A 24,290-nucleotide genomic window follows, 5' to 3' on the forward strand; every position below is an offset into this window, starting at 1 on the left:
CGGGCGTCGCGGCCGCCGCGGCCGGGACGACCGGGGCGGTGGACGGCTCGGTCGCGACCGGGGCCCGGCCGGTGGCCGAGGAGGTCGGCGCGGGCGGGGCGGTCGCCGCGGCCACGATGATGAAGTCGGCCTCCTGGCCCACCGCCTCGGCCGCGCTCTCACCCTCCCCGGGCAGGGTGCCCGCGAGGGCCGTCAGGGATTCGGCGCGGGGCGGGGCGTCCTTGGTGAAGGCCAGCCGGAGCTCGATCGTGTAGCTCTCGCCGTTCGCCAGCGTGACGGTGTCGGCGTTCCTGTCCCCGGTCCGCAGCGTGCAGTAGAGCCAGGTCGGGTGCTCCTGGCTGCCGACGCGGGTGGCGCCCCGCCACTGCCCGTCGGCGGCGCGGAACTCCAACCCGACCACGTCCGACGGGAGTTCGGACTCCCCCTGGAACACGACCGCGGGCAGGACCCGCAGCGGCCGGCCGCTCCGGTTGGTGAGGACCAGCCTGAACGGCTTCGCCTCCGCGCCCGCGGTGAAGGAGACGGGCACCGAGTCGAACCCGGCCTCCACGGTGGCCGCGGGGGTGGCCGGCGGAGTCGTGGGCGGGCTGGTGGGCGCCACCGCCGGGGCTATGACCAGGTCCGGGTGGCCGCTGCTCGCCGACGTGGTGCGCTGCTCCGGCGGCAGGGCCGGATCGGAGACCACGGAGTCGAAGCCCGGCGCCACCCGGCCGGCCGGGGCGTCGGCGGTGACGGTGAGCCGCAGCCGGTAGCCGGCCTCGGCGCCGGCCGCCAGCGACAGCACCGCGGGCTGGTCGAACGTCCAGCGGGCCCGGGCGTCCGCGGCGTCCACCCGGGCGTCCTGCCACCGGGTGGCACCGGGCGACTGGTACTCCAGCCTGAACTGGCTCTGCCGGGTGCCGGTCCCGGTGTCCCCGACGGTGAAGACCGAGGACGGGACGGACAGCGGGTGGTCGGCGGTGTTCCTGAGCGTCACGGAGAACTCCACCGGCGCGCCGCCCGCCCGGACGGTGCCGGGAAGGCCACTGAAGGCGATCACGACCGGCGACGGCCGGGGCTGGACGTCCCGGACCGCCAGGACGGCCTCCTCCGCGGCGAAGCCGGCCGGAGCCTCGACCACGGCCAGGGCGGAGGCCAGCGCGACGGCAGCGGTCGCGGCCAGGAGTCTGCGGTGCCGAATGCGCAACTCAACCTCACGAGAGAATTCGGATGGAACCCGTCAGGACGTGAAATCGCTTGCACGAGAGGTCGTTCCACACCGATGCCGGTCTCTCGGTCCGCCCCCGGCCGACTGCGATCGGCGGCATCCTATCGAGCCGCTTCCCGGCTCCCGAACGGACCCGGCCCGACACCCTTCCGGCCCGGATGTCCGAGGAGGCTCCCCCGGCCCTCAGGGTCACCCTGAGAACGACCCCGACACCCGGCTACGCCTCCCCGGTGACCCCTCGGGGCTGGGAAATCACCTGCTGGACGGAGGATCCCCGGCCGCGGCGACGGACCATGGAAGTAGCCCGCCGGACCGCCCGGACCGGGCCGCCACCGTACGGAGTAGGCCATGAGTGCGCGTCTCGCCCGTCCCCGCCACAACCGTGTCCTCGCCGGCGTCTGCGCCGGGATCGCCGAACGCTTCGGCCTGACCCCGTGGACCGTCCGGCTGATCTTCCTGCTGTCCTGCCTGCTGCCAGGACCGCAGTTCCTGCTCTACCTGGCCCTCTGGCTGCTGCTCCCCCAGGAACCGTGAGCCGGGCGGCCGGAAGACGTGCGCGGGGCGGCCCGGGATGCGTCGAGCGCGTCCGCCGGGCCCGGCGGACGCCGCGACCCCGGCGAACGCCGACGGGCCGCCCGCCCCGGAGATCCCGGGGTGGACGGCCCGTCGCCGTGCCGTGGGTTCCGGCTCAGCCGGCCAGACCGGGGAGGCCCGGGAGCAGACCGGTCAGCCCGCCGACCGGGGTCTTGTCCAGGCCCGGGACGGTCGGGAGGGCGGCGCGCTGCTGGGTGACGCCGGCCAGCGGGGTGTCGCCGACCGGGACGGCCTTGCCGACGGTCGGGGCGAGGGTGCCCAGCGTGCCGGTGACCTTGTCGGCACCGGGCAGCTTGGCGGCGGTGTCGGTGACCGCGCCGGTCACCGCGGGGTTGGTGATCGCCCCGGTGGGCAGCCCGAGGCCGCCGGCCGCCTGGCCGTCAGCCGCGGAGGCGACGCCGGCGCCGACCGCCGCGATGGCGATACCGAGAGCCGCGGTGCCGGCGGCCTTGAGAGCCTGCTTCATGGTTGGTCCCCTTTGGGTCCTCGTCGGTGGCCGACTTCGCGCGAGGGAGCGACGGACGGGCGACCGTCGCAGCGCGTGTCGGCAGTGACTGGCACACCGTAGTGAGCAGGTCGCGCGGGAACCAAAGGGTGTTCACTCACTCGAGTGAGTAGTCAGATGAACGCCAACTCGCTTGCAGGAACGTCGCGTTCATCCGACCGGCCGGACCGGCACCTCGCCCACCGGCACCTCACCCACCGGCTCAGTTGCCGCCGGTGCCCGCGCTGAACAGCCACTCCGCCTTCAGCTCGGCGTACCCCGGCTTGATCACGTCGCTGATCATCGCCAGCCGCTCGTCGAAGGGCAGGAACGCGGACTTCATCGCGTTCACCGTGAACCACTCCAGGTCCCCCAGCGTGTAGCCGAAGGCCTCCACCACGTGGCCGAACTCCCGGCTCATGCTGGTGCCGCTCATCAGCCGGTTGTCGGTGTTCACGGTGACCCGGAACTTCAGCCGGCTGAGCAGCCCGATCGGGTGCTCGGCGTAGGAGGAGGCGGCGCCGGTCTGGATGTTGGAGGTCGGGCACATCTCCAGCGGGATGCGCTTGTCGCGCACGTACGCGGCCAGCCGGCCGAGCTCGACGCCGCCGTCCTCGCCGACCGTGATGTCGTCGACGATCCGCACCCCGTGGCCGAGCCGGTCGGCGCCGCAGCACTGGAGGGCCTCCCAGATCGACGGCAGGCCGAAGGCCTCGCCCGCGTGGATCGTGAAGTGGTTGTTCTCGCCCTTGAGGTAGTCGAAGGCGGCCTGGTGGCGGGTGGGGGGGTAGCCGGCCTCGGCGCCCGCGATGTCGAAGCCGACCACGCCCTGGTCCCGGTAGCGGTTGGCCAGTTCGGCGATCTCGGTGGAGCGGGCGGCGTGCCGCATCGCGGTCAGCAGGGTGCCGACGCGGATCCGGTGGCCGGCCTCACGGGCGTTGGCCTCGCCGAGGCGGAAGCCCTCCTGGACGGCCTCGACGACCTCGTCCAGGGTCAGCCCGGCCTCCAGGTGCTGCTCGGGGGCGTAGCGGACCTCGGCGTACACGACGCCGTCGGCGGCCAGGTCCTCGGCGCAGTCCGCGGCGACCTTGATCAGCGCCTCACGGGTCTGCATCACGGCGCAGGTGTGCGCGAAGGTCTCCAGGTAGCGGACCAGCGAGCCGGAGTCGGCGGCCTCGCGGAACCACTCGCCGAGTTCCTTGGGGTCGGTGGTGGGCAGGCCCTGGTAGCCGCAGGCGGCGGCCAGCTCGACCACGGTCTCCGGGCGCAGCCCGCCGTCCAGGTGGTCGTGCAGGAGGACCTTCGGCGCGCGGCGGATCTGGTCGGCGGTGGGGATGCGCGGGCCCGTGCCCGCGGTGGTGACGGGGATCTGCTGTTCCATTGCGGAAATATAGCCCCTACGCGCGTAGACCCACCACCGTCGACACCACCGGATGGTCCAAACTCCACCGGGAATTCCACCGGCCGGTCCATACGATCCACCAAAGCGTCAGCCCGTCACGGCGAGCGCCCGCAAAGACGTCAGTCGTGCTGCAACAACCGCCCGCGCCGGGAGAGCACGAAGTCCCGGAAGGCCGCGGCCGGCGGGCTCAGCGGCCGCCCCGCCACCCAGGCCAGCCCGATCGCCCGCCGGGTGCGCGGCGCCGTCACCTCCAGCTCCACCACCCCGGGCCGCGGCACCAGGGCCGGCGGCAGCAGCGCCACCCCCAGCCCGGCCGCCACCAGCCCGCGCAGCGTCTCCGCCTCCTCCCCCTCGAACGCCGGCCTGGGGACGAAGCCGGCCTCCGCGCAGAAGCCGTCCGTGATCGCGCGCAGCCCGTACCCCTGCTCCAGCCCGACGAACGGCTCCTCGGCCACCTCCGCCAGCCGGATCCGCCGCCGCCCGGCCAGCCGGTGGTCCGCCGGGACGACCAGGTTCAGCCGCTGCTCGTCCAGCAGGCGGGCGGTGAACGCCGGGTCCTCCGGCAGCGGCGCGACCAGACAGAGGTCCAACTCCCCCGCCCGCAAACGCTCCAGCATCGCCGCACCGTAGTCCTGCACCAGCTGGAACCGCACCCGCGGGTGCGCCGCCCGGAAGCCCCGCAGCAGCGCCGGCACCGCGTCCGGCCCCATCGTGTGCAGGAAGCCGAAGGCCACCAGGCCCACCGCCGGGTCCGCCGCCGCCCTGGCCGCCGCGGCGCCGCGCTCCACCTCGGCCAGCGCCCGCTCCACCGAGGCCAGCAGCAACCGGCCCGCCCTGGTCAGCCGGACCGTACGGCCCTGACGGGCCAGCAGGTCCACCCCCAGGTCCTCCTCCAGCCCGGCCACCGCGCGCGACAGCGTCGGCTGCGGCACCCCGAGCAGCGCCGCCGCCTGGGTCACGTGCTCCAGCCGGGCCACCGCCGCGAACCTGGCCAGCCGGGGCGCCAGCAGCACGGCCGGCTCCTCCGGCCCCAACTCGGCGACCCGGTACCGCTGCTCGCCGCCGTCCACCGGTTCGGCACCCGCCATTCCGTCACCACCTCGACTCATACGCCAGTGCATCGATCATCCCCGCTTCATGCATTGGACGCATCAAAGGCGGCAGGCCTACCGTCGACGCCATGCAGCCCTCCGATACCAGGGCATCCGTGACCGCCCCGGATGCCCCCGCCCCCGACCCCTCCCCCTCGGCCGCCCCCGCGGACGACCGCCTCGGCCCCGGGCAGCGCGCCTTCCGCCGCGCCAACCTCGCCCTGTTCGCCGCCGGCGTCGCGACGTTCGTCCTGCTCTACTCCACCCAGGGCCTGCTGCCGGTCCTCTCGGCCGACCTCGACCTCACCCCCGGCCAGGCCAGCTGGACGGCCTCCGCCGCCACCCTCGGCCTCGCCCTCGGGCTGCTCCCGGCCAGCGCGCTGTCCGACAGGTACGGCCGCACCGCGGTGATGACGGCCTCCACCCTCGCCGCCTCCGCACTCGCCCTCGCCCTGCCGTTCGCCCCCGACCTCACCACCCTCGTCACGCTGCGGGTCCTCCAGGGCGCCGCCCTCGCCGGACTCCCCGCCACCGCCATGGCCTACCTCGCCGAGGAGGTCCGCCCCGGCGCGCTGCCCTCCGCGATGGGCCTGTACGTGGCCGGCAACAGCATCGGCGGGATGGGCGGCCGGCTGATCTCCGGCTGGACCGCCGCCGGGCTCGGCTGGCGCTGGGGCCTCGCCGCCTCCGCCGTCCTCGCCCTGCTCGCCACCCTCGCCTTCCGGCTGCTGATCCCCGCCGCCCGGCACTTCACCCCGGCCCCGGTGGACGCCCGCGCGCTCGCCCGCACCGTCGGACGGCACCTGCGCAACCCGCTGCTGGTACGGCTGTACCTGCTCGGGATGCTGTTCATGGCGGTGTTCGGCGCGGTCTACAACACCGTCGGCTACCGGCTGATCGGCGCGCCGTTCCACCTGCCGGAGTCGATCGCCGCCTCGATCTTCGTGGTCTACCTGGTCGGCACCGGCACCTCCGCCGCGGCCGGCCGGCTCTCCGCCCGGCTCGGCCGGCGCGGCGCCCTCTACGTCTCCGTCGGCGTGACCGCGGCCGGCCTGCTGCTCTCCCTCGCCGAGTCCCTGGCCTGCGCCCTGCTCGGCCTGGTCCTGATCACCGCCGGCTTCTTCGCCGGCCACGCCACCGCCTCCTCCTCGGTCGGCCGCACCGCCACCGAGGGCCGCGCCCAGGCCTCCGCCCTGTACCTGATCGCCTACTACCTCGGCAACAGCGTCGGCGGCACCCTCGGCGCGGACGCCTACCACGCCACCGGCTGGCCCGGCGCCGCCACCGTCGGCCTCACCGCCATGGCCCTCGCCGCCGCCGTCACCCTCTACGCCACCCGCCAGGCCCACACGGCGAGGCGGATGACCTCGGCCCGCTCCCGGGCGTGAGAGCCAGGACCCAAACGAAGGAGCCCGCACCCGGGGGCGGGTGCGGGCTCCTCATCGCCTACTCAGGCAGCCGGGGCATGGAAGCGGACGGCGGCCTCAGTGTCAGGCGTGACGTGGATGTCGAGCTCCGATTCCAACGCGCCCGCCAGCCGCTGCAGCAGCGGAAGCGTCGGCACGGTGCCGGCTTCCTCGATGCATTCGACCTCTTCTTCCGTCATCCCCGCACGCCGGGCGACCTCGGCGTGGGAGAGGCCGAGAGCCGTGCGGCGGTCGTAGAGAGCCTGCCCGAACGCCATGGAGTATCGGATCTCCAGCCGATACGCAGCCATCTCGGGACTGTCCTGCACCTGCTCGCCCAGCAGCTCGCGCGTGCGGCGGGTCTTCCACTGTGCGTGGTTCACCACTGCTCTCCGTACCTGACGATCCGGCTGAACTCTTCGTGCGCCGGGGAATGTTCCGACTCACAGGTCTTCTGCGCCCACGACGCCCGGGTGACCTCAGCCAGGAGATCGATGCGGCCCTCGACCAAGGCATAGTGCCGCGCCGGAAGCGCCGTGAGCCAGTCACGGACCTCAGGTTCGATCTCGACCACGAAGCGGTCGACTCCCATGTGCGGCAGCGCAGACCACACTGCCGCACATGGAGTAGTCGTATGACTACGCGATGCGGTCGAGGACGATCGGGTTCGGGGTGAACGCCGTGCCGGCCGGGGCGACCTCGATGGCGCCGGACAGGGCCTCGATCGCGTAGTCGAAGCGCTCCGGGGTGTCGGTGTGCAGGGTCAGCAGGGGCCGGCCCGCCACCACGGTGTCGCCCGGCTTGGCGTGCATCTCGACGCCGGCGCCGGCCTGGACCGGGTCCTCCTTGCGGGCGCGGCCGGCGCCCAGGCGCCAGGCGCAGACGCCGATCGCGTAGGCGTCCAACGCGGTGAGCACGCCGGAGGCGGGCGCCGGGATGACGTGCTGCTCGCGGGCGACCGGGAGCGGGGCGTCCACGTCGCCGCCCTGGGCGGCGATCATGCGGCGCCAGTGGTCCATCGCGGAGCCGTCGCGCAGCGCGTCCGCCGGGTCCTTGCCATGCACGCCGGCCGCGGCGAGCATCTCGCGGGCGAGCGCGAGGGTCAGCTCGACGACGTCGGCCGGGCCGCCGCCCGCCAGCACCTCCAGGGACTCCCTGACCTCCAGCGCGTTGCCCGCGGTGAGGCCGAGCGGGGTGGACATGTCGGTGAGCAGGGCGACGGTGTTGACCCCGGCGGTGGTGCCCAGGCCGACCATGGTGCGGGCCAGTTCGCGGGCGTCCTCCAGGTTCTTCATGAACGCCCCGGAGCCGACCTTGACGTCCAGGACCAGCGCGCCGGTGCCCTCGGCGATCTTCTTGGACATGATCGAGGAGGCGATCAGCGGGATCGCCTCGACGGTGCCGGTGACGTCGCGCAGCGCGTACAGCTTCTTGTCGGCCGGCGCCAGGCCGTCGCCCGCGGCGCAGATCACCGCGCCGACGGAGCGCAGCACGTCGAGCATCTCCTCGTTGGAGAGCAGGGCGCGCCAGCCGGGGATGGACTCCAGCTTGTCCAGGGTGCCGCCGGTGTGGCCGAGGCCGCGGCCGGACAGCTGCGGGACGGCGGCGCCGCAGGCGGCGACCAGCGGGGCGAGCGGCAGGGTGATCTTGTCGCCGACGCCGCCGGTGGAGTGCTTGTCGCTGGTGGGCAGCGGCAGCGAGGAGAAGTCCATCCGGACGCCGGAGCGGATCATGGCGTCGGTCCAGCGGCTGATCTCGCGCGACTGCATCCCGTTGAGCAGGATCGCCATCGCCAGCGCGGACATCTGCTCGTCGGCGACCTCGCCGCGGGTGTAGGCGTCGATGACCCAGTCGATCTGAGCGTCGCTCAGTTCTCCGCGATCGCGCTTGGTCCTGATGACGGAGATGGCGTCCATGCGTGCTCCAAGAGGGGTTTCAAAAGCGAAGAGTGTCGCGAGATGACCGGGTTCCGGCCCACTCGCGACACTCTACGCGCGTAACAATTGCCGGGGCTAGAGCCGCTCCGGCCCGAACGCGTCGGGCAGGACCTCACTCATCGGCTTGACTCCCGAGGCGAGTTCGATCAGCAGCCCGGGGCCGCCGTGCTCGTACAGCAGCTGGCGGCAGCGCCCGCACGGCATCAGCAGTTCGCCGGCGCCGTCCACACAGGTGAAGGCGACCAGCCGGCCGCCGCCGGAGGCGTGCAGCGCGGACACCAGCCCGCACTCGGCGCACAGCCCGAGCCCGTACGAGGCGTTCTCCACGTTGCAGCCGGTGACCACCCGGCCGTCGTCCACCAGCGCGGCCGCGCCGACCGGGAACCTGCTGTACGGCGCGTACGCGTGGCCCATGGCCTCGCGCGCCGCCGTGCGCAGCAGCTCCCAGTCGACCGCGGGCGGCGCCGCGGGCACCGGGGCGGTCACTTGCCCTGGCCCTTGCGGTAGATCTGGCCGTCCGCCTTCGGCATCCGCAGCCGCTGCGAGGCCAGCGCGAGCACCACCAGGGTGATCACGTACGGCGTGGCGACGATCAGCGGGCGCTGCACCTCGTCGGTGAACGCGTACCAGGCGATCAGACCGGCGGCCGCCGCGGCGGCGATCGCCGTCGAGACGTACTTGCGGCGGTACAGGTGCCAGAGCGCAAGCAGGATCATCGCGATGCCGACGATCAGGATCAGCACGTGCACCGACTCCGGGTCACGCAGCTGGAGGCTGTCGGTGAAGCCGAACAGGCCGGCGCCCATGGCGAGGCCGCCGGGCATCCAGTTGCCGAAGATCATCGCGGCGAGGCCGATGAAGCCCCGGCCCGCCGTCTGGCCGTCCTTGTAGAAGTGCGCGGCGACCAGCGAGAGGTACGCGCCGCCGAGGCCCGCGAAGGCGCCGGAGGCGACGACCGCCAGGTACTTGTACTTGTAGACGTTGACGCCCAGCGACTCGGCGGCGGTCGGGTTCTCACCGCAGGAGCGCAGCCGCAGGCCGAACACCGTGCGCCAGAGCGCGAAGTAGCTGGCCACGATCAGCGCGGCGGCCAGCAGCACGACCACCGAGATGTTGGTGACCAGGCCGCCGAGCACGCCCGCGACGTCCGAGACGAAGAACCAGTGGTGGGTCTCGATGTCCTTGAGCCAGGAGGACAGGCCGGGGACGGTGATGTACGGCAGCGGATCGGCCGGCGGGGACTGGTTCTGGCCGGCACCGACCGAGACGTAGTCCTTGTAGTAGATCCGGTTGACGTACGCGCAGATACCGGGGATCAGCAGGTTGATGCCGACGCCCGAGACGATGTGGTCGACGCCGAAGGTGACGGTGACGAGCGCGTGCAGCAGACCGCCGAGCGCGCCGCCCGCCATGCCGGCCAGCAGGCCGACCCACGGGTTGACCAGGTAGCCGGCCCAGGCGCCGCAGAAGGTGCCGGCGACCATCATGCCTTCGAGACCGATGTTGACCACACCGGCCCGCTCGGACCAGAGACCGCCGAGACCGGCCATGCCGATCGGCACGGCGGCACCGAGGGCGGCGGTGACCTGCCCGGAGGAGGTCAGCGAGTGGCTGCCGGTGGCCATGCCCACGGCCGAGAACAGCACCAGGGCACCCGCGATCAGCAGGAGCACCACCGGCCAGGACAGCTTGCGCTTCTTCGCGGGTGCGCCCGACGCCTTCGGACGCGCAGCGGTGGCCGTGGTCATGCGGACACCTCCTTCTTCTCACTGTTCGCGGCAGCCTGGGCGGCGAGCTCGGCGCCGACCCGCTTCTGCTGGCGGGTCAGGCCGTAGCGACGCACCAGCTCGTACGCGACGACGACGCAGATGACGATGGTGCCCTTCATGACGTCGACGATCTCGAAGGGGAACTCGCCGTTCATGGGCAGCGGCAGCACCGAGCCGGCGGCGTCCAGGAAGGCGAACAGCAGCGCCGCGAAGGCGATGCCGATCGGGCTGTTCCGGCCGAGCAGGGCGATCGAGATGCCCAGGAAGCCCAGGCCGGGCTGGAAGGTCTGGCCGAAGTAGTACGAGTTCTGCAGCAGCTCCGGCAGGCCGATCAGGCCGGCGATCGCGCCGGAGACGACCATCGAGACGACGACCATCTTCTTGACGTTGACGCCGGAGGCGGTGGCGGCGGTCTCCGAACGGCCGGTGGCCCGCAGGTCGAAGCCGAAGCGGGTGCGGGTCAGCACGAACTGGAAGACCACGCCGACCACGACGGCGACGATCAGGAAGCCCCAGAGCCTGCCGCCGTCCGTCTCGATCGAGAAGAAGTGGCTGGACTCCGAGACCTTCTCGGTCTGGATCGAGTTGCTGGTGCCGCTGACCTTGGGCGCGAAGATCCCCGGGACGAGCAGCACACCGACGATCGCGGTCGCGATCGAGTTCAGCATGATGGTCGAGATGACCTCGCTGACGCCGCGGTAGACCTTGAGCAGGCCGGCGATGCTCGCGTACAGACCGCCGACCAGCATCGCGGTGATGAGCAGCAGCGGGATCTGGATGAACGCCGGCAGGTCGAGCTGGCCGCCGACGAAGGCCGCGAACAGCGCCGCGACCTTGTACTGGCCCTCGACGCCGATGTTGAACAGGTTCATCCGGAACCCGAACGCGGCGGCCGCGGCGGCCAGGTAGTAGGTGGTGGTCCGGTTGAGGATGTTCACCTGGCCGTCCGCCTTGGTGGCGTACGTGATCATCACGTTCCACGCGTCGAACGGGTTCTTGCCCGAGGTGGCCAGCAGGGCGGAGCAGATCACGAGGGACAGCACGATCGCGAGCACCGGCGCGGCCAGGGCCAGCGCGATCCGCTCGCCGCTGAACCGCTGCGCCAGGCCGGGCTTCGCGGCGGCGGGGTTGGGACTGGTCATGGGTTACTCCCCCGCCTGCGGGTCGTCGGCGGTGTCGGTGGGCTGGTGCCCGGCCTCGGCCTCGGTGCCCTCGGCCGCGACGGCCTGCGCCTCGGCGACGGCCTCCGGCTCGGACTCCAGGTGGCCGCTGGCGGCACCGGTCATCGCGGTACCGAGGTCCTCGGCGGTGACGGTGGCCGGGTCGGCGTCGGCGACCAGGCGGCCGCGGTAGACGACCCGGATGGTGTCGGACAGGCCGATCAGCTCGTCCAGGTCGGCGGAGATCAGCAGGACGGCCAGGCCGGCCCGCTGGGCGACCCGGATGTGCTCCCAGATCTGCGCCTGCGCGCCGACGTCCACACCGCGGGTCGGGTGGGCGGCGATCAGCAGCTTGGGCCGGTGGCTCATCTCGCGGCCGATGATCAGCTTCTGCTGGTTGCCGCCGGAGAGCGAGGCCGCGGTGACCTCGATGCCGGGAGTGCGGACGTCGTACTCCTCGACGATCCGCCAGGTGTCCGTACGGGCGGCGGCCCGGTCGAGCAGCAGGCCCTTGGAGTTGGGCGCCTCGGTGACGTGACCGAGGATGCGGTTCTCCCAGAGCGGGGCCTCCAGCAGCAGGCCGTGCCGGTGGCGGTCCTCGGGGATGTAGCCGATGCCGGCCTCGCGGCGGGACCGGGTCTGGGCGCCGGAGAGGTCCTCGCCGTCCAGGGTCACGGTGCCGGCGTTCAGCGGCAGCATGCCCATGATGGCCTCGACCAGTTCGGCCTGGCCGTTGCCCTCGACGCCGGCGATGCCGAGGATCTCGCCCTTGTGGATGCGCAGCGAGATGTCGTCCAGGACGACGCGCTCGATGCCCTCGGCGTCGGTCTTGGCGATCCGCAGGCCCTCGACGTCGAGCATCACGGTGTCGGTGACGGTCGACTCGCGGCTCTCCGGGGAGGGCAGCTCGGCGCCGACCATCAGCTCGGCGAGCTGGCGGGCGGTGACGGCCTTCGGGTCGGCGTCGCCGACCGTGGTGCCGCGCCGGATGACGCTGATCGCGTCGGCCACCGCGAGCACCTCGTGCAGCTTGTGCGAGATGAAGATGACGGTGACGCCCTCGGACTTGAGGTCGCGCAGGTTGTCGAACAGCGCGTCGACCTCCTGCGGGACCAGCACGGCCGTGGGCTCGTCGAGGATCAGGATCCTGGCGCCGCGGTACAGCACCTTGAGGATCTCGACGCGCTGGCGGTCGGCGACCCCGAGGTCCTCGACCAGGGCGTCCGGGCGCACGCCCAGGCCGTACTGGTCGGAGATCTCCCTGATCTTCGCCTTCGCCCTGGCGCCGATGCCGTGGAGCTTCTCGCCGCCGAGGACGACGTTCTCCCACACCGTGAGGTTGTCGGCGAGCATGAAGTGCTGGTGCACCATGCCGACGCCGCGGGCGATGGCGTCGCCGGGGGTGTTGAACTCGCACGGCTCGCCGTTGATCGCGATGGTGCCCTCGTCCGGCTTCTGCATGCCGTAGAGGATCTTCATCAGCGTCGACTTGCCGGCGCCGTTCTCACCCATCAGGGCGTGCACGGTGCCGGTGCGGACGGTGAGGTTGATGTCGTGGTTGGCCACGACACCCGGGAAGCGCTTGGTGATGCCGCGCAGTTCGACGGCCGGTGTCGCCGCCCCCGCGCTGGGGGTTCCGTCCTTGCGCAGGGGGACGGGATCGGATGCGGTGATGGCGATCTCCTGGTGGTCTGGAGGCGCGTCGTTGCGCACGGAGGGCCAAGGGAAACGGAGAGACGGAACGGGGCCCGGGGGTACGCGTTGAGCGCACCCTGCCGGGCCCCTCCCGTGAACTGTGTGGATGCGTCGCGCTGCCTGGCAGGCGGCGGCGCTGCGGCGTCCGGGACGCGCGGTCGTTACTGGGCGGCCGGCGCGGTCGGGATGGTGGTGGCGCCGGACTTGATCGACTCGGCGGCGGCCTTCAGCTTGTCCTGGATGTCGTCGATCTTGTTGCCGGTGGTGGCGAGCGAGACACCGTCGGACTTCAGGTCGAACAGCTTGACGCCGGTCGGGCTCTGGCCCTTCTTGACCGAGTCGATGTACGAGAACACCGCGGTGTCGACGTTCTTGACCATCGAGGTCAGGATGCTGTTCTTGTACTTCGCCAGGGCCGGCTGGTTGGCCTGGTCGGAGTCGACACCGATGGCCAGGGCGCCCGACTTGTTGGCGACGGCCTCGATGGCACCGTTGCCGGAGGAGCCGGCGGCGGTGTAGATGACGTCCGCGCCCTTGTCGAGCTGGCCCTGGGCGGCCTCCTTGCCCTTGTCGGGCGAGGTGAAGCCGGTGAAGTCCGGCGGGGTGGTCAGGTAGGTGGTCTCGACCGTGATGTTCGGGTCGACGAACTTCACACCCGCCTTGTAACCGGCCTCGAACTTCTTGATCAGCTCGGACTGCACACCGCCGATGAAGCCGACGTGCTTGCTCTTCGACTTGTTCGCGGCGGCGACACCGGCCAGGTACGAACCCTCCTGCTCGGCGAAGAGCAGCGAGGTGACGTTGGCCGGCTGGTCCTTGTCGTTCGAGTCGATGATCGCGAACTTGACGTTCGGGTTGTCCTTGGCGACCTTGTTGACCGCCGGCTGGTAGACGAAGCCGACCGCGACGATGGTCTTGTAGCCACCGTCGATCAGGTTCTTGAGGCGGGTCTCCTTGTCGGCCTCGGCCTCGCCCGGCTTCGCCTCGGCCTCGGTCACGGAGACGCCCAGCTCCGACTTGGCCTTGTCCAGGCCGCGGGCGGCGGAGTCGTTGAACGACTGGTCGCCACGGCCGCCGATGTCGTAGGCCAGGCCGACCTTGAGCGAACCGTCGCCCGAGCCGGAGGAGGAGTCGGTGCTCTTTGCGCCGCAAGCGGCGAGCGAGGCCATGCCCAGGGAACCCGAGAGCACAACCGCGGCGAGCTTCATTGAACGGCGCAAGGGGATATCTCCTTCTACACGCACCCGTTTGGCGCGGTCGGACGCCACCGTAACGCGCGTAGAACACGGTTGTGTTACAGGGTGCCGGAGCGTTCGGGTTGTTATCAAACCGTGGTCTGATGTTCTCCCCGACGCTCTATCCCCCACGCGGACGGTGATCCGAGGTCGGTCCGGCCAGTCTACGAAACCGTCCCGGAGCCCCGGATCCGACGGTTCCGGAACGGGCCGGCCGCACCGCCCCCGGGTCCGCCGTCAGTTGCCGTCCGCCTCCAGGGCCAGCGCCGAGAACAGCTCCACGCCGATGCCGATCGCCCGCTCGTCCACGTCGAACCGGCCCTGGTGCAGGTCCCGGACGGTGGCGTCGCCGGGAGCGCGGACGCCCAGCCTGGCCAGGGCCCCCGGGGCGTGCTCCAGGTACCAGGAGAAGTCCTCACCGCCCAGGCTCTGCTCGGTGCCCTCCACCACCTGGGCCCCGTCGCTCCCGAACCGGGCGTTCATCGCCGCGTCCAGCCGCGCGACCGAGACCGCCTCGTTCACCACCGGCGGCACCCCGCGGTGGTAGTCCAGCGTCCACTTGGCCCGGTGGGTCTCGGCCACCTTGGCGATCAGCTCGTGCAGCAGGTCCGGCGCCTCGCGCCAGCCGTCCAGCTCCAGGCAGCGGACGGTGCCCTCCAGTTCGGCGTGCTGCGGGATGACGTTGGGCGCGGAGCCGGAGGCGATCCGGCCCCAGACCAGGCTGACGCCCCAGCGCGGGTCCATCCGGCGGGCCAGCGCCCCCGGGAGATCGGCGGCCATCCGGGCGACGGCGGTGACCAGATCGGTGGTCAGGTGCGGGCGGGCGGTGTGCCCTCCCGGCCCGTCCAGGTGGAGCACCAGGCGGTCGCAGGCCGAGGTGATCGCCCCGACCTTCAGGGCGATCCGGCCGACCTCCACCTTGGGGTCGCAGTGCACCGCGAAGATCCGCCCGACGCCCGCCATCCCGCCGGCCTTGACCACGTCCAGCGCGCCGCCCGGCATGACCTCCTCCGCGGGCTGGAACACCAGCCGGACGGGGCGGCGCAGTTCGCCGGCGCGGAGCGCCTCGGCCAGCACCAGGCCGGTGCCGAGCAGCACCGAGGTGTGCACATCGTGGCCGCAGGCGTGGGCCCGGCCGGGAACGGTGGAGCGGTACGGCACGTCGGTCTTGGCGTCGTCGATCGGCAGCGCGTCGATGTCGGCGCGGAAGGCCAGGAACTCCGTTCCCGGGGCGGTGCCGGGCGGGACGATGTCGACCAGCATTCCGGTGCCGCCGGGCAGCACCCGGGGGTCGAGGCCGGCGGCCACCAGCCGGTCGCGCAGCAGCCCGGTGGTACGGAACTCCTGGCGGCCCAACTCCGGGTGCCGGTGCAGATCACGGCGGAAGGCGATCAGCTCGGGCTCCAGCGCCCGGACCCGCTCGCGCAGATCGGCGGCGGGGCGTGCGATGGCGAGAGTGACGCCCGACTGAGCGGGCTCAGGACGGTTCATCTCCCCAATCGTAGGCCTGTTGGGGGGATTTGGCCCGACTTCCGGAAAACTAGTGCCCGGATGGGCGCATACCGGCCGGACAGGTGGGTATGACATCTCGTTTCAGTCGCCTTCCCCGGGTCGCGTGACCTGTGCAACGATCCCCCGGGCCGGCGGTCACGGCCGCCACTTCCCGGGCGGCACCGGCAGGTTGACGGGTGTTCGACGGACCGTCAGAAGCGCTCCACCGGCTCGTACGTCCCCCACACCCCGCGCAGCGCGTCGCACACCTCGCCGACGGTGGCCCGGGCGGCCAGCGCCTCCTTCATCGGGTACAGCACGTTGTCCGTCCCCCCGGCGGCGCGGCGCAGCGCGTCCAGCGTCCGGGTGACGGCGCCGGCGGAGCGCTCGGCCCGCAGCCGGGCCAGCCGCCGCGCCTGCCGCGCCTCGATCACCGGGTCCACCCGCAGCGGCCGGTAGGGCTCCTCCGCGTCCGACCGGAAGCGGTTGACGCCGACCACCGTCCGCTCGCCGGAGTCGGTCTCCCGCTGGATCCGGTAGGCGGTGCGCTCGATCTCGCCCTTCTGGTAGCCCCGTTCGATCGCGGCCACCGCGCCGCCCTGCTCCTCGATCCGGTCCATCAGCACCCGCACGGCGGCCTCCACCTCGTCGGTGAGCGACTCGACGGCGTAGGAGCCGGCGAACGGGTCGACGGTGGCGGTCACGTCGGTCTCGTACGCGAGCACCTGCTGGGTGCGCAGGGCGAGCCGGGCGGCCTTCTCGGTGGGCAGCGCGATGGCCTCGTCGAAGCCGTTGGTGTGCAGCGACTGGGTGCCGCCGAGCACCGCGGCGAGCGCCTGCACGGTCACCCGGGCCAGGTTGACCTCGGGCTGCTGGGCGGTGAGCTGCACTCCCGCGGTCTGGGTGTGGAAGCGCAGCATCTGCGAGCGCGGGTCGCGCGCGCCGAATCCGTCCCGCATGATTCCGGCCCAGATCCTGCGTGCGGCACGGAACTTGGCCACTTCCTCCAACAGCGTCGTCCGGGCCACGAAGAAGAACGAGAGCCGGGGCGCGAAGTCGTCCACCGCCATTCCGGCGGCGAGCGCGGTGCGGACGTAGGCGATGCCGTTGGCCAGGGTGAAGGCGACCTCCTGGGCGGGATCGGCCCCGGCCTCGGCCATGTGGTAGCCGGAGATGGAGATGGTGTTCCAGCGCGGGATCTCGGCCCGGCAGTACCGGAACACGTCGGCCACCAGCCGCAGCGAGGGCTGCGGCGGGAAGATGTAGGTGCCGCGGGCGATGTACTCCTTCAGCACGTCGTTCTGGACCGTGCCGGTGAGCGCCGCCGGCGCCACTCCCTGGGCCTCGCCGACCAGTTGGTAGAGGAGCAGGAGCAGGGCGGCGGGCGCGTTGATGGTCATCGAGGTGGACACCCCGCCGAGCGGGATGCCCTGGAACAGCACCGCCATGTCCTCGACGCCGTCCACCGCGACGCCCACCTTGCCGACCTCCCCCGCGGCGAGCGGCGCGTCCGAGTCGTAGCCCATCTGGGTGGGCAGGTCGAAGGCGACCGAGAGACCGGTGCCGCCGCCGGCGATCAGCTGCCGGTAGCGGGCGTTGGACTCGGCGGCGGTGCCGAAGCCCGCGTACTGGCGCATGGTCCAGGGCCGGCCGGTGTACATCGTCGGATAGACGCCCCGGGTGTAGGGGTACTCCCCCGGCCGGCCCAGCCGGGCGCCGGCGTCCCGGCCGGCCGGGGACCCGGGGCCGTAGAGCGGTTCGATCGCGAAGCCCGACTCGGCGCGGCGCGGCTCGGCTGCCATGGGGTCCTCCGGAACTGGGGAGCGGGGTCCTCGCAATATCGGGGTTCCCTCCGCTGTGACGCGACCGGCCCGCCGGGGCGACGGCGCGGTTGAGATGATCGGGTGAACGACCGACGAGCCCCAGGGAGTGGCAATGACCGAGCAGAAGGTGGCCGTGGTCACCGGTGCCAGCAGCGGAATCGGCGCGGCGACCGCCCGCCGGCTGGCCGCCGAGGGCTTCGACGTGGTGCTGACCGCCCGCCGCACCGACCGGATCGAGGCGCTCGCCGAGGAGATCGGCGGCCGCGGCGGCTCGGCGCGGGCGGTCACGCTGGACGTCACCGACCGGGCCGCCGTGGACGCCTTCGCCGCCGCGGTCGGCCGGGTGGACGTCCTGGTGAACAACGCCGGCGGCGCGATCGGCGCCGAGACCGTCGAGCACGGCGACCCGGCCGACTGGCGGGCCATGTACGAGGTGAACGTGCTCGGCGTGCTGCACGTGACCCAGGCCCTGCTGCCGGCCCTGCGGGCCACCGGCGACGGCACGGTACTGGTGCTCTCCTCGACCGCCGCGCTGGCCGCGTACGAGGGCGGCGGCGGGTACGTCGCCGCCAAGCACGCCGCGCACACCATCGCGGCCACGCTGCGGCTGGAGCTGTGCGGGGAGCCGATCCGGGTGATCGAGATCGCGCCCGGCATGGTGAAGTCCGAGGGCTTCGCGGTCACCCGTTTCCGCGGCGACGAGGAGAAGGCCGCCGCGGTGTACGCGGGCGTGGCCGAACCGCTCACCTCGGAGGACGTGGCGGACACCGTGGCGTGGGCGGTGACCCGGCCCCCGCACGTGAACATCGACCTGCTGGTGGTCCGCCCCCGGGCGCAGGCCGCCAACCACAAGGTCCACCGCGGCTGAATCCCGGCCGGGGCCCGCGACGACCGAACGTTCGGCATTCGGAATTCGATATGCGGACTTCGGCGGAGCCGATTATCAGAGGAAGACGGGGAGGGCGCTGACGCCCAGGTGTCAACGTCACAACTTGATAGCTCGTCCGGATGAATTCGGCGCGCGCCCTCCCCAACTGATGACCGCTCAACTACCTTGGAGGCGCAGTCGGACCGGCGCCCGAGCGCCCCTCCGCGGCCCTACTCCACCCGTCTCACCACCCCACTTCACCGGCACCTTCCCGCCCTCACGAGGAGGACCCGCTGGCCACCGACATCCCGCCACAGCGGCTCGACGTCAGAACAGAGCCGACCCTCCTCGGGTTGCACCGCTTCAACGAAGCCGACGCCGGCGCCGCCGAGGAGGCCCTGCTGGCCTGCTGCGGCAGCCACCGCTGGGCTCTGCGGCTCACCGCACACCGCCCCTACCCCGACATCGAGTCCCTGCTGGCAGCCGCCAGCGAGGCCTCCTACGACCTCCGCCCCGCCGACCTCGCCGAGGCACTGGCCGACGAGGGCTGGATGCCGCAGCCGCTGCTCGGCATGCGGGCCCCCGGCAGCCAGGCCGCGCACACCGCACTGCGGGCAGCGCACGCCGCGTACGAGGCGCGGTTCGGCCACGTCTTCGTGGTCTGCCTGGAACGCGTCGTCCCGGAGGAGATGCTCGACACCGTGCTCTCCTCCATCCGCACCCGCCTCGCCAACGACCCGGACGAGGAGCGGCTGATCGCGGCCGACGAACTCCGCCGGATCGCCCTCACCCGCCTGGAGCACCTGGTCGCCACCCACACGGAGGCCGCGGCGCGCTGAGCCGGCGTCCGCTGTCCCCGTTTCACCCGCGCGGGTGAGTTCACTCGTGAATTCACCCGCGCGAGTGAGCGCCGACCCGTCACGCCCCGCACCTCCCGGGTGCGGGGCGCGGTTACGCCCTCACTCGCCGTGACAAAAGCCGCCCCGGTTCCCGCCGCACTAGGCCAGAAGTGCCTGATTGATCACACCTGGGACCCCCGGAGGCGGTTCACCACAAGGCGTCGATAGGATGCTGGCGGCCGGTGGACCGTACCCGGCCGGGCTGACCGACACCGAAGCCGGCCGAGCCCCCAATCGCTTCCGGAGGGTTTTTCCGTGCCGGCTGGAACGCTGTACCGCGGCCGGGAAGGCATGTGGAGCTGGGTGGCTCATCGAGTCACCGGCGTCCTCATCTTCTTCTTCCTGTTCGCCCACGTCCTGGACACCGCCCTCGTGCGAGTGTCGCCGGAGTCCTACGACACCGTCATCCAGACGTACAAGACTCCCCTGGTGAACCTGATGGAGTACGGCCTGGTGGCCGCCATCCTGTTCCACGCCCTGAACGGCCTGCGCGTCGTCGCGGTGGACTTCTGGTCCAAGGGCCCGAAGTACCAGAAGCAGATGCTCTGGAGCGTCGTCGGAGTCTGGGTCGTCCTGATGGCCGGTTCCTTCTACGGGATCCTCCAGCACACGCTGATCTCCTGGTTCGGGAAGTGAGCCGAGACATGTCCACGGAAATCTCCGACGCCATCGTCGTCCCCTCCAAGCAGGCGCACACCGGCAAGGGACTGGGCACCGGCAACCCGGCCGACGCGTTCGTCATCGAGCCCCCGCGCAAGCGGACCAAGAAGACGCCGCGTCGCACCCGCACCAACTTCGAGATGCTGGCCTGGCTCTTCATGCGCCTGTCCGGTGTCGTCCTGGTCGCGCTGATCCTCGGCCACCTGTTCATCATGCTGATCCTCGACGGTGGCGTCTCCAAGATCGGTTTCGCCTTCGTGGCCGGCCGCTGGGCCTCGCCGTTCTGGCAGGGCTGGGACCTGCTGATGCTCTGGCTCGCCATGCTGCACGGCGCCAACGGCATGCGTCAGGTCATCAACGACTACGCCGAGAAGGACTCGACCCGGCTCTGGCTCAAGGGACTCATGGGTGTCGCCACGGTCTTCACCGTGCTGCTCGGCACCCTGGTGATCTTCACCTTCGATCCCAACATCTGAGCCGCGAGCACCATCGACCATCGGCAGAGGCCAGAGGCGAGTTAAACCCCCATGCAGATTCACCAGTACGACACCGTCATCGTCGGCGCCGGCGGCGCCGGCATGCGCGCGGCCATCGAGTCGACGCAGCGCAGCCGCACCGCCGTCCTGACCAAGCTCTACCCGACCCGGTCCCACACCGGCGCGGCCCAGGGCGGCATGTGCGCCGCCCTGGCCAACGTCGAGGAGGACAACTGGGAGTGGCACACCTTCGACACGGTCAAGGGCGGTGACTACCTGGTCGACCAGGACGCCGCCGAGATCATGTGCAAGGAGGCCATCGACGCCGTCCTCGACCTGGAGAAGATGGGTCTGCCCTTCTCCCGCACCGAGCAGGGCCGGATCGACCAGCGCCGCTTCGGCGGTCACTCCCGCAACCACGGCGAGGCCCCGGTCCGCCGCTCGTGCTACGCGGCCGACCGCACCGGTCACATGATCCTCCAGACGCTGTTCCAGAACTGCGTCAAGCACGGCGTCGAGTTCTTCAACGAGTTCTACGTCCTCGACCTGCTGCTCAACGAGGGCAAGACGGCCGGCGTCGTCGCGTACGAGCTGGCCACCGGCGAGATCCACGTCTTCCAGGCCAAGTCGGTCGTGTTCGCCTCCGGCGGCACCGGCAAGTTCTTCAAGGTCTCCTCCAACGCCCACACCCTCACCGGTGACGGCCAGGCCCTGGTCTACCGCCGCGGCCTGCCGCTGGAGGACATGGAGTTCTTCCAGTTCCACCCGACGGGCATCTGGCGCATGGGCATCCTGCTCACCGAGGGCGCCCGCGGCGAGGGCGGCATCCTCCGCAACAAGGACGGCGAGCGCTTCATGGAGCGCTACGCCCCGGTCATGAAGGACCTCGCGTCCCGTGACGTCTGCTCCCGCGCGATCTACACCGAGATCCGCGAGGGCCGCGGCTGCGGTCCCGAGGGCGACCACGTCTACCTGGACCTGACCCACCTGCCGCCGGAGCAGCTGGACGCCAAGCTGCCGGACATCACCGAGTTCGCGCGCACCTACCTCGGCATCGAGCCCTACACGGACCCGATCCCGATCCAGCCCACCGCGCACTACGCCATGGGCGGCATCCCGACCAACGTCGAGGGTGAGGTCCTGCGCAACAACACGGAGGCCATCCCGGGCCTGTACGCGGCCGGCGAGGTCGCCTGCGTCTCCGTGCACGGCGCCAACCGCCTGGGCACCAACTCGCTGCTGGACATCAACGTGTTCGGCCGTCGCGCGGGCATCGCCGCCGCCGACTACGCCAACGCCAACGAGTTCGTGCCGCTGCCGGAGAACCCGGAAGAGCTGGTCCAGGGCCTGGTCGACAAGCTGCGCGAGGCGACCGGCACCGAGTCCGTGGGGCAGATCCGCAAGGAGCTCCAGGAGAGCATGGACACCAACGCGATGGTGTACCGCACCGGCGCCACCCTGAAGCAGGCGGTCGAGGACATCGCCGCGCTGAAGGAGCGCTACAAGAACATCTCGATCCAGGACAAGGGCTTCCGCTACAACACGGACCTGCTGGAGGCCGTCGAGCTGGGCAACCTGCTCGACCTGGCCGAGGTGCTGGCCGTCTCCGCGCTGGCCCGCGAGGAGTCCCGCGGCGGCCACTACCGCGAGGACTTCCCGACCCGTGACGACGTGAAGTTCATGCAGCACACCATGGCGTACCAGGAGGTCGCCGCCGACGGCAGCACCTCCATCCGCCTCGACTACAAGCCGGTCGTCACGACCCGCTACCAGCCGATGGAGCGTAAGTACTGATGAGCACTCCGACCGTGGAGACGCACTCGGCCGCTCTGGACGCGGTCGAAGCCGGTGCCGTCCAGCCGATCACCGTCACCTTCCGGATCCGCCGGTTCAACCCGGAGGAGCACCCGGACCCGGTGTGGGTCGACTACCAGCTGACGCTGGACCCGAAGGAGCGCGTCCTGGACGCGCTCAACAGGATCAAGTGGGAGCAGGACGGCACCCTCACCTACCGCCGTTCCTGCGCGCACGGCATCTGCGGCTCCGACGCCATGCGCATCAACGGCCGCAACCGGCTGGCGTGCAAGACCCTGATCAAGGACGTCAACCCGGAGAAGCCGATCACGATCGAGGCCATCAAGGGCCTGACGGTCCTCAAGGACCTGGTCGTGGACATGGACCCGTTCTTCCAGGCGTACAAGGACGTCATGCCGTTCCTCATCACCAAGGGGAACGACCCGACGCGTGAGCGCCTGCAGTCCGCCGAGGACCGCGAGCGCTTCGACGACACCACCAAGTGCATCCTGTGCGCCGCGTGCACGTCGTCCTGCCCGGTGTTCTGGAACGACGGCCAGTACTTCGGCCCGGCCGCCATCGTCAACGCGCACCGCTTCATCTTCGACTCGCGCGACGAGGGCGCCGAGCAGCGCCTGGAGATCCTCAACGACCGTGAGGGCGTGTGGCGCTGCCGCACCACCTTCAACTGCTCCGAGGCCTGCCCGCGTGGCATCGAGGTCACCAAGGCGATCCAGGAAGTGAAGCGGGCGCTGGTCACCCGCCGCTTCTGATCCCACCCGCCGTACCGAGGGACCCCGCCCGATCCTCCGATCGGGCGGGGTCCCTCGGCGTTTGCTGGCGCAGGGCGGAATTCAGTCGGTGGCCGGGGTGCGGCGGGTGGCGCGCAGACCGCGCAGGCCGATGGTGCCGACGGCGACGCCGAGCACGAAGGAGGTGATCGCCAGCAGGAGGTGGACCCAGAAGAACGCGGTGGGCTGGGAGTGGTCGCCGTCGGTGAAGGCCTGGCCGCCGGAGTCCTTCCAAAGGTTCTTGACGAAGGTCGTCCAGATGATCATCGACCAGACCCCGAAGGCGGTCAGGAACCAGGAGGTGCGGCGGCTGAGCTTCATGGGGTCCTCGCATGTGAAGGCGGTGTGCGTCCCCAGTATGCGCGGGCCGCCGATCGGCGTAGGGCGGGCCCCTCCTGCGGAGTACGGGCCCGGAGGGGCGGGCGCCGGGCGCCCGGAGTGGGTACGGTCTGCTGGTGCCCACACCCCGTCACACGTTCGCGCGCCTGTGCGCCGCGCTCACCGCGGCCCTGCCGGTACTGCTCGCCGCCCCGGCGGGCGCGACTCCGCAGCAGCCGCCGCCGTCGGCCGCGGTCGGCGGCGAGCGGCTCGGGCTCCCCGGGGTGCAGGTCGCCCCGCAGCCGGGCGCCCCGCCACTGCCCGCCGAACTCACCGGCCAGTCCTGGATAGTCTCCGACGCGGCGTCGGGCGACGTGCTGGCGGCCAGCAATCCGCACCTCCGGCTGCCTCCGGCGAGCACCCTGAAGATCCTCTTCGCCGACACCGTGCTGCCCAAGTTCGACCGCAACGCGGTGCACCGGGTCGCCGACGAGGAGATCCAGGGGATCGGCCCCGGCAGCAGCCTGGTCGGCATCAAGGAGAACCTGGACTACCGGGTCGAGGACCTGTGGCGCGGGGTCTTCCTGAGCTCGGGCAACGACGCGGTGCACGTCCTGGCGCACATGAACGGCGGCGTCCAGCAGACCGTCGCCGAGATGCAGGCGCGCGCCGACGCGCTCCAGGCCCGGGACACCAGGGTGGTGTCCCCGGACGGCTACGACATGGACGGCCAGCTCTCCTCGGCCTACGACCTGTCGCTGTTCGCCCGGGCCGGCCTGCGCAACGCGGACTTCCGGGCGTACTGCGCCACCCGGGACGCGCTGTTCCCCGGCGGCGTCGACAAGAACACCGGGCAGCGCGGCAGCTTCGGGATCGCCAACACCGACCGGCTGCTGGGCAAGTACCCGGGCCTGATCGGCGTGAAGAACGGGACCACCACCAACGCCGGCTCGACCTTCGTCGGCGCCGCCGAGCGGGACGGCCGCACGCTGCTGGTGACGGTGATGCACCCGGCGAGCTACCAGAAGGTGTACGACGAGACGGCCGCCCTGCTGGACTGGGGCTTCGCCGCGGCCGGCAAGGTCCAACCGGTCGGCCGGCTGGTCGACGAGCTGCCGCCGGGCGGCGCCGAGCCCACCGGCCAGGCCAGTGGCGCCGACACGCCCGCGCCACCGCCGCACCCCTCGGCC

At 71.7% G+C, this 24,290-nt stretch carries 24 protein-coding genes; 9 read left to right on the forward strand and 15 right to left on the reverse strand.

Going from position 1 to position 24,290, the window contains the following annotated elements:
- Positions 1–1,186 (reverse strand): hypothetical protein (locus BU198_RS02870; protein ID WP_411293129.1); only part of this gene is annotated, 1,186 nt, incomplete at its 3' end.
- A 369-nt stretch (positions 1,187–1,555) separates the two neighbouring features.
- Here BU198_RS02870 and BU198_RS02875 point away from each other — a divergent pair.
- Entirely contained in the window at positions 1,556–1,741 is a 186-nt protein-coding gene (locus tag BU198_RS02875; protein WP_188295222.1) for a PspC domain-containing protein, read from the forward strand.
- Between the two features lie 154 nt (positions 1,742–1,895).
- Here BU198_RS02875 and BU198_RS41775 read toward each other — a convergent pair whose 3' ends face one another.
- From BU198_RS41775 to BU198_RS02890, 3 genes are all read right to left on the reverse strand, one after another.
- Positions 1,896–2,267 carry an ATP-binding protein gene (locus BU198_RS41775; protein WP_223243845.1) on the reverse strand — a complete coding sequence of 124 codons (372 nt, stop codon included), beginning with the start codon at positions 2,265–2,267 and terminating at the stop codon, positions 1,896–1,898.
- A gap of 241 nt (positions 2,268–2,508) precedes the next feature.
- Positions 2,509–3,666, reverse strand: coding sequence for an adenosine deaminase (locus tag BU198_RS02885; protein ID WP_188295223.1), 1,158 nt, complete (start codon positions 3,664–3,666; stop codon positions 2,509–2,511).
- 140 nt (positions 3,667–3,806) lie between these two features.
- Positions 3,807–4,775: a LysR family transcriptional regulator gene (locus BU198_RS02890; RefSeq protein ID WP_188295224.1), complete on the reverse strand. Its 969-nt coding sequence runs from the start codon at positions 4,773–4,775 to the stop codon at positions 3,807–3,809.
- 92 nt (positions 4,776–4,867) lie between these two features.
- On the opposite strand from BU198_RS02890, the gene BU198_RS02895 reads away from it, so the two are divergent.
- Positions 4,868–6,166, forward strand: coding sequence for an MFS transporter (locus tag BU198_RS02895; RefSeq protein WP_188295225.1), 1,299 nt, complete (start codon positions 4,868–4,870; stop codon positions 6,164–6,166).
- A gap of 62 nt (positions 6,167–6,228) precedes the next feature.
- Here BU198_RS02895 and BU198_RS02900 read toward each other — a convergent pair whose 3' ends face one another.
- From BU198_RS02900 to BU198_RS02940, 10 genes are all read right to left on the reverse strand, one after another.
- Positions 6,229–6,567: a helix-turn-helix domain-containing protein gene (locus BU198_RS02900; RefSeq protein ID WP_188295226.1), complete on the reverse strand. Its 339-nt coding sequence runs from the start codon at positions 6,565–6,567 to the stop codon at positions 6,229–6,231.
- Positions 6,564–6,776 carry a hypothetical protein gene (locus tag BU198_RS02905; protein WP_188295227.1) on the reverse strand — a complete coding sequence of 71 codons (213 nt, stop codon included), beginning with the start codon at positions 6,774–6,776 and terminating at the stop codon, positions 6,564–6,566. The genes BU198_RS02900 and BU198_RS02905 overlap by 4 nt, the downstream gene beginning before the upstream one ends.
- A 46-nt stretch (positions 6,777–6,822) precedes the next feature.
- Positions 6,823–8,100 carry a thymidine phosphorylase gene (locus BU198_RS02910; RefSeq protein WP_188295228.1) on the reverse strand — a complete coding sequence of 426 codons (1,278 nt, stop codon included), beginning with the start codon at positions 8,098–8,100 and terminating at the stop codon, positions 6,823–6,825.
- A 96-nt stretch (positions 8,101–8,196) separates the two neighbouring features.
- The gene (locus BU198_RS02915; RefSeq protein ID WP_317619936.1) at positions 8,197–8,607 is read right to left on the reverse strand and encodes a cytidine deaminase; all 411 of its coding nucleotides are present in this window, start codon (positions 8,605–8,607) and stop codon (positions 8,197–8,199) included.
- Positions 8,604–9,869 carry an ABC transporter permease gene (locus BU198_RS41780; RefSeq protein WP_223243846.1) on the reverse strand — a complete coding sequence of 422 codons (1,266 nt, stop codon included), beginning with the start codon at positions 9,867–9,869 and terminating at the stop codon, positions 8,604–8,606. The genes BU198_RS02915 and BU198_RS41780 overlap by 4 nt, the downstream gene beginning before the upstream one ends.
- Entirely contained in the window at positions 9,866–11,032 is a 1,167-nt protein-coding gene (locus tag BU198_RS02920) for an ABC transporter permease (RefSeq protein ID WP_188295229.1), read from the reverse strand. Before BU198_RS02920 ends, BU198_RS41780 begins: the two co-directional genes overlap by 4 nt.
- A 3-nt stretch (positions 11,033–11,035) precedes the next feature.
- Positions 11,036–12,562: an ABC transporter ATP-binding protein gene (locus BU198_RS02925; RefSeq protein WP_188295240.1), complete on the reverse strand. Its 1,527-nt coding sequence runs from the start codon at positions 12,560–12,562 to the stop codon at positions 11,036–11,038.
- A 344-nt stretch (positions 12,563–12,906) separates the two neighbouring features.
- Positions 12,907–13,965, reverse strand: a complete 1,059-nt coding sequence (locus tag BU198_RS02930) for a BMP family protein (protein WP_188295230.1) — start codon at positions 13,963–13,965, stop codon at positions 12,907–12,909.
- Between the two features lie 252 nt (positions 13,966–14,217).
- On the reverse strand, positions 14,218–15,471 hold the full coding sequence (locus BU198_RS02935; RefSeq protein WP_188295231.1) for an amidohydrolase: 1,254 nt from the start codon (positions 15,469–15,471) through the stop codon (positions 14,218–14,220).
- Positions 15,472–15,683: 212 nt separating this feature from the next.
- Entirely contained in the window at positions 15,684–17,273 is a 1,590-nt protein-coding gene (locus tag BU198_RS02940) for a methylmalonyl-CoA mutase (protein ID WP_188295232.1), read from the reverse strand.
- Between the two features lie 133 nt (positions 17,274–17,406).
- Between BU198_RS02940 and BU198_RS02945 the strand changes: the two genes are divergently transcribed.
- The 6 genes from BU198_RS02945 to BU198_RS02970 all read left to right on the forward strand — a co-directional run bounded on the left by BU198_RS02945 (position 17,407) and on the right by BU198_RS02970 (position 22,764).
- Entirely contained in the window at positions 17,407–18,162 is a 756-nt protein-coding gene (locus BU198_RS02945) for an SDR family oxidoreductase (RefSeq protein ID WP_188295233.1), read from the forward strand.
- 353 nt (positions 18,163–18,515) lie between these two features.
- A complete protein-coding gene (locus BU198_RS02950; protein ID WP_188295234.1) occupies positions 18,516–19,001 on the forward strand; it encodes a 2-oxo-4-hydroxy-4-carboxy-5-ureidoimidazoline decarboxylase in 486 nt (161 codons plus the stop codon).
- Positions 19,002–19,316: 315 nt separating this feature from the next.
- Positions 19,317–19,697 carry a succinate dehydrogenase, cytochrome b556 subunit gene (gene sdhC / locus BU198_RS02955; protein WP_074003919.1) on the forward strand — a complete coding sequence of 127 codons (381 nt, stop codon included), beginning with the start codon at positions 19,317–19,319 and terminating at the stop codon, positions 19,695–19,697.
- Between the two features lie 8 nt (positions 19,698–19,705).
- Positions 19,706–20,197, forward strand: a complete 492-nt coding sequence (sdhD, locus tag BU198_RS02960) for a succinate dehydrogenase, hydrophobic membrane anchor protein (protein ID WP_188295235.1) — start codon at positions 19,706–19,708, stop codon at positions 20,195–20,197.
- A gap of 51 nt (positions 20,198–20,248) precedes the next feature.
- Complete coding sequence (gene sdhA / locus BU198_RS02965; protein WP_188295236.1) at positions 20,249–21,991, forward strand: succinate dehydrogenase flavoprotein subunit; 1,743 nt, start codon at positions 20,249–20,251, stop codon at positions 21,989–21,991.
- Complete coding sequence (locus BU198_RS02970) at positions 21,991–22,764, forward strand: succinate dehydrogenase iron-sulfur subunit (protein WP_188295237.1); 774 nt, start codon at positions 21,991–21,993, stop codon at positions 22,762–22,764. The genes sdhA and BU198_RS02970 overlap by 1 nt, the downstream gene beginning before the upstream one ends.
- Positions 22,765–22,845: 81 nt before the next feature.
- Here the strand turns inward: BU198_RS02970 and BU198_RS02975 are convergent, their stop codons facing one another.
- On the reverse strand, positions 22,846–23,103 hold the full coding sequence (locus BU198_RS02975; protein WP_188295238.1) for an SCO4848 family membrane protein: 258 nt from the start codon (positions 23,101–23,103) through the stop codon (positions 22,846–22,848).
- A gap of 134 nt (positions 23,104–23,237) precedes the next feature.
- Here BU198_RS02975 and BU198_RS02980 point away from each other — a divergent pair.
- On the forward strand, positions 23,238–24,290 hold a 1,053-nt coding region (locus BU198_RS02980; protein ID WP_411293130.1), incomplete at its 3' end, for a D-alanyl-D-alanine carboxypeptidase family protein.

Source organism: Streptomyces sp. CBMA156 (genome assembly GCF_014596515.1).
In the GTDB taxonomy this organism is placed as follows: Bacteria; Actinomycetota; Actinomycetes; order Streptomycetales; family Streptomycetaceae; genus Kitasatospora.

Bases quoted from the DNA above. Each gene is read 5' to 3' on its own strand.
- BU198_RS02875 (WP_188295222.1), top strand. From the start codon at position 1,556: ATGAGTGCGCGTCTCGCCCGTCCCCGCCACAACCGTGTCCTCGCCGGC.
- BU198_RS41775 (WP_223243845.1), bottom strand. From the start codon at position 2,267: ATGAAGCAGGCTCTCAAGGCCGCCGGCACCGCGGCTCTCGGTATCGCC.
- BU198_RS02885 (WP_188295223.1), bottom strand. From the start codon at position 3,666: ATGGAACAGCAGATCCCCGTCACCACCGCGGGCACGGGCCCGCGCATC.
- BU198_RS02890 (WP_188295224.1), bottom strand. From the start codon at position 4,775: ATGGCGGGTGCCGAACCGGTGGACGGCGGCGAGCAGCGGTACCGGGTC.
- BU198_RS02895 (WP_188295225.1), top strand. From the start codon at position 4,868: ATGCAGCCCTCCGATACCAGGGCATCCGTGACCGCCCCGGATGCCCCC.
- BU198_RS02905 (WP_188295227.1), bottom strand. From the start codon at position 6,776: ATGGGAGTCGACCGCTTCGTGGTCGAGATCGAACCTGAGGTCCGTGAC.
- BU198_RS02910 (WP_188295228.1), bottom strand. From the start codon at position 8,100: ATGGACGCCATCTCCGTCATCAGGACCAAGCGCGATCGCGGAGAACTG.
- BU198_RS41780 (WP_223243846.1), bottom strand. From the start codon at position 9,869: ATGACCACGGCCACCGCTGCGCGTCCGAAGGCGTCGGGCGCACCCGCG.
- BU198_RS02920 (WP_188295229.1), bottom strand. From the start codon at position 11,032: ATGACCAGTCCCAACCCCGCCGCCGCGAAGCCCGGCCTGGCGCAGCGG.
- BU198_RS02925 (WP_188295240.1), bottom strand. From the start codon at position 12,562: ATGGGTGAGAACGGCGCCGGCAAGTCGACGCTGATGAAGATCCTCTAC.
- BU198_RS02935 (WP_188295231.1), bottom strand. From the start codon at position 15,471: ATGAACCGTCCTGAGCCCGCTCAGTCGGGCGTCACTCTCGCCATCGCA.
- BU198_RS02940 (WP_188295232.1), bottom strand. From the start codon at position 17,273: ATGGCAGCCGAGCCGCGCCGCGCCGAGTCGGGCTTCGCGATCGAACCG.
- BU198_RS02945 (WP_188295233.1), top strand. From the start codon at position 17,407: ATGACCGAGCAGAAGGTGGCCGTGGTCACCGGTGCCAGCAGCGGAATC.
- sdhD (WP_188295235.1), top strand. From the start codon at position 19,706: ATGTCCACGGAAATCTCCGACGCCATCGTCGTCCCCTCCAAGCAGGCG.
- sdhA (WP_188295236.1), top strand. From the start codon at position 20,249: ATGCAGATTCACCAGTACGACACCGTCATCGTCGGCGCCGGCGGCGCC.
- BU198_RS02970 (WP_188295237.1), top strand. From the start codon at position 21,991: ATGAGCACTCCGACCGTGGAGACGCACTCGGCCGCTCTGGACGCGGTC.
- BU198_RS02975 (WP_188295238.1), bottom strand. From the start codon at position 23,103: ATGAAGCTCAGCCGCCGCACCTCCTGGTTCCTGACCGCCTTCGGGGTC.